This window comes from Devosia sp., assembly GCF_017307565.1.
Lineage (GTDB): Bacteria > Pseudomonadota > Alphaproteobacteria > Rhizobiales > Devosiaceae > Devosia.
This window is the reverse complement of sequence record NZ_JAFKHD010000505.1, coordinates 1-6,363: the sequence shown is the minus strand read 5'-3', so window position 1 is coordinate 6,363 and position 6,363 is coordinate 1. Positions and strand designations below refer to the sequence as shown.

General features: G+C 60.2%; 7 protein-coding genes. 4 read left to right on the top strand and 3 right to left on the bottom strand.

What is annotated here, in order from left to right; translation table 11 throughout:
* Both J0I64_RS21950 and J0I64_RS21945 read left to right on the top strand, forming a co-directional pair.
* The coding region (locus J0I64_RS21950; protein ID WP_291412320.1) for an MFS transporter at window positions 1–1,099 on the top strand (1,099 nt) is incomplete at its 5' end.
* Entirely contained in the window at window positions 1,096–1,800 is a 705-nt protein-coding gene (locus tag J0I64_RS21945; RefSeq protein WP_291412318.1) for an SDR family oxidoreductase, read from the top strand. The genes J0I64_RS21950 and J0I64_RS21945, both read left to right, overlap by 4 nt.
* Before the next feature lie 70 nt (window positions 1,801–1,870).
* On the opposite strand, the gene J0I64_RS21940 is transcribed toward J0I64_RS21945, so the two are convergent.
* Together J0I64_RS21940 and J0I64_RS21935 are read right to left on the bottom strand one after the other, a co-directional pair.
* Entirely contained in the window at window positions 1,871–2,968 is a 1,098-nt protein-coding gene (locus J0I64_RS21940) for an MFS transporter (protein ID WP_291412316.1), read from the bottom strand.
* Window positions 2,969–3,058: 90 nt separating this feature from the next.
* Window positions 3,059–3,415 carry an antibiotic biosynthesis monooxygenase gene (locus J0I64_RS21935; RefSeq protein ID WP_291412314.1) on the bottom strand — a complete coding sequence of 119 codons (357 nt, stop codon included), beginning with the start codon at window positions 3,413–3,415 and terminating at the stop codon, window positions 3,059–3,061.
* Window positions 3,416–3,536: 121 nt separating this feature from the next.
* Between J0I64_RS21935 and J0I64_RS21930 the strand changes: the two genes are divergently transcribed.
* Together J0I64_RS21930 and J0I64_RS21925 are read left to right on the top strand one after the other, a co-directional pair.
* Window positions 3,537–4,454 carry a LysR family transcriptional regulator gene (locus tag J0I64_RS21930; RefSeq protein ID WP_291412312.1) on the top strand — a complete coding sequence of 306 codons (918 nt, stop codon included), beginning with the start codon at window positions 3,537–3,539 and terminating at the stop codon, window positions 4,452–4,454.
* 320 nt (window positions 4,455–4,774) lie between these two features.
* Window positions 4,775–6,139 carry an NAD-dependent succinate-semialdehyde dehydrogenase gene (locus J0I64_RS21925; RefSeq protein WP_291412310.1) on the top strand — a complete coding sequence of 455 codons (1,365 nt, stop codon included), beginning with the start codon at window positions 4,775–4,777 and terminating at the stop codon, window positions 6,137–6,139.
* A 46-nt stretch (window positions 6,140–6,185) separates the two neighbouring features.
* On the opposite strand, the gene J0I64_RS22705 is transcribed toward J0I64_RS21925, so the two are convergent.
* The gene (locus tag J0I64_RS22705) at window positions 6,186–6,350 is read right to left on the bottom strand and encodes an AraC family transcriptional regulator (RefSeq protein WP_366933774.1); all 165 of its coding nucleotides are present in this window, start codon (window positions 6,348–6,350) and stop codon (window positions 6,186–6,188) included.
* Window positions 6,351–6,363 lie beyond the last annotated feature (13 nt).

The window sequence follows — 6,363 nt, the reverse complement described above, 5'->3', positions numbered from 1 at the left end:
TGTGCTCAGGGACGCCTTCGGCATGGATGCGGGCGAGGCCGGTCTTCTTATCGCCTTACCACTACTGATTTTCTGCATTGTCTCGCCGTTTGCCGCGCTTCTGGCGCGGGAATACGGGCTGGAACGCGCGTTGTTCATGGCATTGCTCATCATGACCGTTGGCATCCTGATCAGATCGGCAGGACCTTCATGGGGGCTCTTTCTGGGCACCTCCTTGCTGGGTGCTGGTATCGCGTTGGGGAATACCCTGCTGCCAAGCCTGCTCAAGCGTGATTTTCCTAGCCAGCTGACTAAGCTCACGGCCATCTATTCCATCACCATGGGGATTGCCTCCGCTGTGGGCTCCGCAGTGGTCGTGCCCCTTGCTCAGGCTTTCGATTGGCAGATCGCGCTTGCAGCCTTTGTGGTTCTACCGGTGGCTGGTGCCTTGCTCTGGTTGCCACAGCTTGGCCGACACTCTCGTCCATCCGCTGGAACTGCCACTCCACCGCATGGAGGTGCCATCTGGCGTTCAGGCCTTGCCTGGCAGGTCACGTTATTCTTCGGCGTTAATTCGTTCGTCTATTATGCCGTCGCGGCCTGGCTGCCTTCCATCCTCGTCGCGCAGGGATTTTCCTTGACGGAGGCGGGATCGCTGCATGGTGTCATGCAGTTGGCGACAGCCCTTCCAGGGCTGGTAATCGTACCAGTCGTCCAGCGTGCAAGAGACCAGCGTGGCCTTGCGGTCGCTCTTGCCGGATCTGGCTTGGTTGCCTTGCTCGGGCTGCTGGCGGTCCCCGACTTGGCGATTTTCTGGGTCTCATTGTTTGGCTTTGGTATCGGCGGGGCCTTTATTCTTGCTTTGGCCTTTATCGGGCTGCGAACCACTTCGGCACACCAGACCGCCAGTCTTTCGGGGATGACCCAGTCCATCGGCTATCTGTTGTCGGCGACCGCGCCGGTTTCAGTTGGTGCCTTGCACGACCTCGTTGGGAGCTGGCAGCCTGCGATCGTTATATGCATCGTCCTTTGCGCTCTATTGGCCTTGATTGCCCTCGGTGCTGGACGAAATCTTCAAATCGGCACGCAAATTGACCATCAACAAGGGACATTGAAATGACTGAGCGTAGGGTTGCGGTGATCACCGCTGGCGGGAGCGGGATGGGCGCGGCAGCGGCACGGCGTCTTGCCGCCGATGGCTTCCAAGTGGCAATCCTTTCTTCGTCGGGAAAAGGCGAGACATTGGCCGCTGAACTTGGTGGGTTCGGCGTCACCGGCTCCAATCAGTCGAACGAGGCACTGAAGTGTCTCGTGGATGGTGCTGTTGAACGCTGGGGGCGTGTCGATGTCCTCGTCAACAGCGCAGGCCACGGTCCAAGAAAGCAACTTCTCGACCTCACCGACGAGGATTGGCATACCGGCATCGATACCTATTTCCTCAATGTCGTCCGCCCTGCACGCTTGGTTACGCCTATCATGCAGGCGCAGAAGAACGGTGCGATCGTCAATATCTCGACGGCCTGGGCCTTCGAGCCGAGCGCTATGTTCCCCACCTCCGCGGTCGGACGGGCAGGTCTCGCTGCGTTCACCAAGCTTTTCGCTGACACCTATGCGCCGTACAATGTCCGCATGAACAACGTACTGCCCGGTTGGATTGATAGTCTGCCCGGCACCGAAGAGCGTGCGGCAAGTGTGCCCCTGCAGCGCTATGGCACGAGCGAAGAGATCGCGGCCACCATCGCTTTTCTGGCCTCCGAAGGTGCGGCCTATATCACGGGGCAGAACCTGCGCGTCGATGGAGGGCTCACCCGGTCGATATAGTTAGGTTTGAATGCCAGGGGCGGCGATATCACCGTCGATATCGTCAGCCCCGACGAGGCAGGCTTTGCGACTATTTGAGCTTTGCTCGAACAGCCAGCGCATAGGCGAGTGACAACAGCGCCAACGCAGACCAGGGGAGCCATGGGACGCCGGCATATTCGAGCAATAGCCCGCCAAGAATGCCGCCCCCGGCAATAGCCAGGTTCCAGGCTGTCACGATCATGGCTTGTGCAACATCCGATGCCTTTCCGGAAATGTTCGCGGCGGCGGTCTGAAACAGAGTTGCGGCACCTCCAAAAGCCAGCCCCCAGACGCCGATTGCCAGCCAGAACAGGTCGGGGTTGCCGCCCCAGTTGCCAAACACCAATGCCGCGGCCCCGAAAAGAGCGATGCTTGTCAGCACGAGTAAGCGAAGCCGTTGGCCGATCAGATATCCGACCAGAACGATACCCACTATTCCTGCCGCACCGAACACCAAGAGGACGAGGTCGAGACGTTGCGCGAGCCCGGCAGAAGCCACGAGTGGGGCGATGTAGGTATAAAGGATGTTGTGCGAGAGGACGAAAAGCAGGGTTACCACCAGCACCGACTTGATACCTCTGATAGCGAGTGTGCCGCTAACGGAAGTCTTGTTCCCGGTCGTGGCGGCCGGGTAATTGGGCACGCTTGCCCATACCCAGCCAATCAGGACGAGGGTGAGGGCGGTCATCAGCAAAAATGTACTTCGCCAGCCGATGCTCGATCCTATCAGCGTGCCAGCGGGAATACCCATCGAAAGCGCCAGCGGCGTGCCGACCATGGCGATGGCGATGGCGCGTCCTTTCAGGTGATCGGCGACCATGCGAGCCGCATAACCGGCAATCATCGCCCAAAGCAGACCTGCACAAACCCCGGCGAAGAACCGTGCTGCCAGCAAGATGCCGAAGACGTCCGTGACCGCTGTGATCGTGTTGACGAGCGCAAATCCTGCAATGACGCAAGTGAGCAGCGGCTTGCGCGGGAAGCGCTGGGTCGCGGCGGTCAGCGGGATGGCGGCCACTATCGAGCCGATGGCGTAGATTGTTATGGACTGCCCTACCGCGGAAGGGGCGACACCTAGATCCGCGCTCATTTGCAGGAGGAGCCCGGCCGGCAGGGCTTCGGTCAGGATGGTGATGAAGCCGGCCATGGCAAAGCAGAGCAGGGCTGATAGCGGTAGTCTTGCGTCGTCCGGCTTTCTCTTCGCCTCACCGCCGATGGGACACGATCGGGACACGGCTCAACCCTGCTGGCCGAGTTTGGGAAGGACCAGATCGCCGACGCTGTAAGTGTGAAATTCGCTGGTCGATACCGCGTCCAGCTTTCGGAACTTCGCAACGAAGACGGGATCGGAGAAGAACTCGTCCACATTGCCGGCGCCTTGAATTGCTTCGATGTTGACGACGGTCAGACCGTCCGTGCTCTTGGCCAGATTGCTCCAGAGAAACCCTGGCTTCCGTTCCGCCACATAGTGGACAACGTCCTGAATGATCTGAAACGCTTCGTCCTGTTTGCCTGGATGGGCGTGGATGACATTGACAATAAAAACGGTCGGCTCGGGCGTAGCTGCAAATCCTGCGGCAGATTTCGTATCCATGTGTTTCCCTTCCGTGGAAATTGGCGTGATTGCCGTGCCGGGGTGGATATCGGGCGTGCCATAGGCGATAAATGGTCCTGTAATCCGGATAATCAGGACGAAATTTCTTTAATGGGGTTGCATGGATAAGCTCGGCACATTGGGGATTTTTGCCCAGGCCGCAGAATGCGGCAGCTTTGTAGCGGCTTCGAAACGGCTGGGTCTTTCCAGCTCAGCGGTTGGCAAGGCGGTCGCGCGCCTTGAGCAAGAGATGGGCGTGCGTCTTTTCCATCGTTCCACACGCAGTATGACGCTTACGGAGGAGGGCAGCTTCTTTCTCGATACCTGCAGGCGCATCCTGTCCGAACTGGACGCGGCGCAGGCGCAACTTTCCCGATCACAAGCCAGGCCACGCGGTCTCTTGCGCGTAAGCTTTCCATTGACGGGAATGCTGCTGATGCCAACGATTTCGGCGTTCATGGAGGCCTATCCCGAGATCGAGCTGGACCTCGACTTCACCGACCGCCTGGTTGATGTGATTGAGGAGGGGTTCGACGCAGTCGTGCGTACTGGAGAGGTTGGGGACACACGATTGATGAGCCGAAAACTCGGTTCGTTCAGGCATCAGATCGTTGCCTCGCCGGGCTATCTGGATGCAAAAGGTGTCCCTGAAAACCCCGAGGACCTGTTGCACCATCGCTGTATGCATCACCGATATGCCAATTCGGGCAAGCTGGAGCCATGGCCGCTCGTCAGGGACGGCAAGGACCTGCGCCTGACGCTGCCAACGACGACAGTGGCCAGCACGCTCGAGCCGCTTATGCATCTGGCAGAAAACGGCTTTGGCATAACCTGCCTGCCGCATTTCGCCGTTGCACAACAGCTTGCAGAAGGGAGGCTGATCTCGGTTCTTGATAACTTCACGGCGGAAACTGGTGTCTTTCGTGCTCTTTGGCCGACGAGCCGCTATCTGTCGCCCAAAATTCGGGTTTTCGTGGATTTCATGGCCGGTAATCTGTTCGCAACCGATGCTGCTCATGCCCGCCTCATGCCGAAATGACCGGCGGCGGGCCTGCTTTGGAAAAGCAGCACAGTGAGGGTACGCAGTTCGTTCGCCTACGACGATGCGCGGCGGTCTGCTGAGTCCCGGATGCGCGAAGCCAAATCCCGGCGCTTCGGGCGCGAAAGCAGAGTGATATCCGCGCCGGTCGATGCAGTGGGCGTTACTTGCATCGCGCTGAGGCGTTGAGAATGCCAGCAGAAGCCTTCTTGACCGAGCGTCCGCTTTTTGCGCGCCGAGGGGGGAAGATGACTGGCCACTGCCGGACGGTCGGGGCAATCCTCGCATAGAGCAAGCAATTGCCTATCGGGAGGAATGACATGTCTTTCAAGTCCATCAATCCGGCGACCGGCGTTGTGAGCGCCGAATTCTCCGCCCATAGCGAGGTCGATCTGGAGCGGCTGCTGGAACAAGCCTGGACCGGTTATCGCGCATGGTCGGTTACGCCTATGGAAGACCGCGCCGCCTTCCTTATTCGCCTGGCGGATTTGTTGGAACAGCGCGCCGATGCCTATGCGGCGCTGATCACCAGCGAGATGGGCAAGCCGGTCGGCGAAGCTCGAGCCGAGGTGGTCAAGGCAGCCAGCGGCGCGCGGCATTTTGCCGAAGCAGGCCCCCGCTATCTTGCCAACGAGCCTATCGAGGGTACCGCCGGCACCGTGATCTATGAATCTATCGGACCGATCTTTGGCGTCATGCCCTGGAACCTGCCTTTCTGGCAGGTGTTGCGCTTCTTCATTCCGGCGGCGATCGCGGGCAATGTAGTGCTGGTTAAGCATGCCGACCTCGTGCAGGGCTCGGCTCAGGCGCTGGAGGATCTGGTGCGCGACGCCGGTGGACCGGCTGGCCTCTACACCAATCTGCGGGTCCGTCGCGATGTCGTCTCAGGCATCATTGCCGATCCGCGCGTTCGTGCAGTCACCGTCACTGGCAGCACGGCGGCCGGCCGGGCCGTAGCGGAGGCAGCCGGCGCCCATGGCAAGAAGGCGGTATTGGAACTGGGTGGTTCAGACCCCTTCATCGTCTTCGATGACGCAGATTTCGATAAGGCTGTCAGCATCGGGGTCGTGTCGCGTTTTTCCAACAATGCGCAGAGCTGCATCGCCGCCAAGCGCTTCCTGATCGCTGCGCCCATCTTCGATAGATATTGTGAGGCCTTTGCGCGGACGGCCTCGGCCCTGCCGATGGGTGATCCGATGGACCCGACGACCAAGCTCGGGCCGCTGGCCAAGGCAGACCTCGTGGAAACCACGCTGCGCCAGATTGCCGAGGCCGTGGCAGCAGGGGGCAGGGTGATTACCGGAGGAAAGTCAAAGGACGGTCCGGGTAATTTCTTCGAGCCGACGGTGATCGTCGGCGTTGATCCCCACTCCCCCATTGCTCAGGAAGAGTTCTTCGGGCCGGTGGCGCTAATGTTCCCCTTTGCCAGCGAGGCGGAGGCCGTGGAGCGCGCCAATGCGACTGATTTTGGCCTTGGTGGGGCGGTTTGGACCAGCGATCTCCATCGCGCCCGTCGCGTGGTTGGGCAACTCGAAGCCGGTGCGGTCTTTGTAAACGACTTCGTGCGGTCCGATCCACGAGCGCCGTTCGGTGGCGTCAAAGGCTCGGGTTTTGGCCGCGAACTGGGACCGCTGGGGGCCCGAGAACTGACCAATGCCAAGCTGGTCTGGAACCTTCCGGCCTGATCGCAGACAGTGGCGGCTCCATTCGCAGGGGTGGGGTCGTCGCGCCCTAGTGTGGCGAGCTGCTAGCGGCGCGCAATGTGCTCGGGGGAAAGCCCACACGTTCGCGGAAGAAACGGGTGAAGCTGGAGGGCGCTGAAAAGCCCAACTGCCGCGAAATCGTGTCGAGCGGCGCTTGTGAACCGACGAGAAGATCGATGGCGCGTTCGAGCAGGAGACCATCGAGG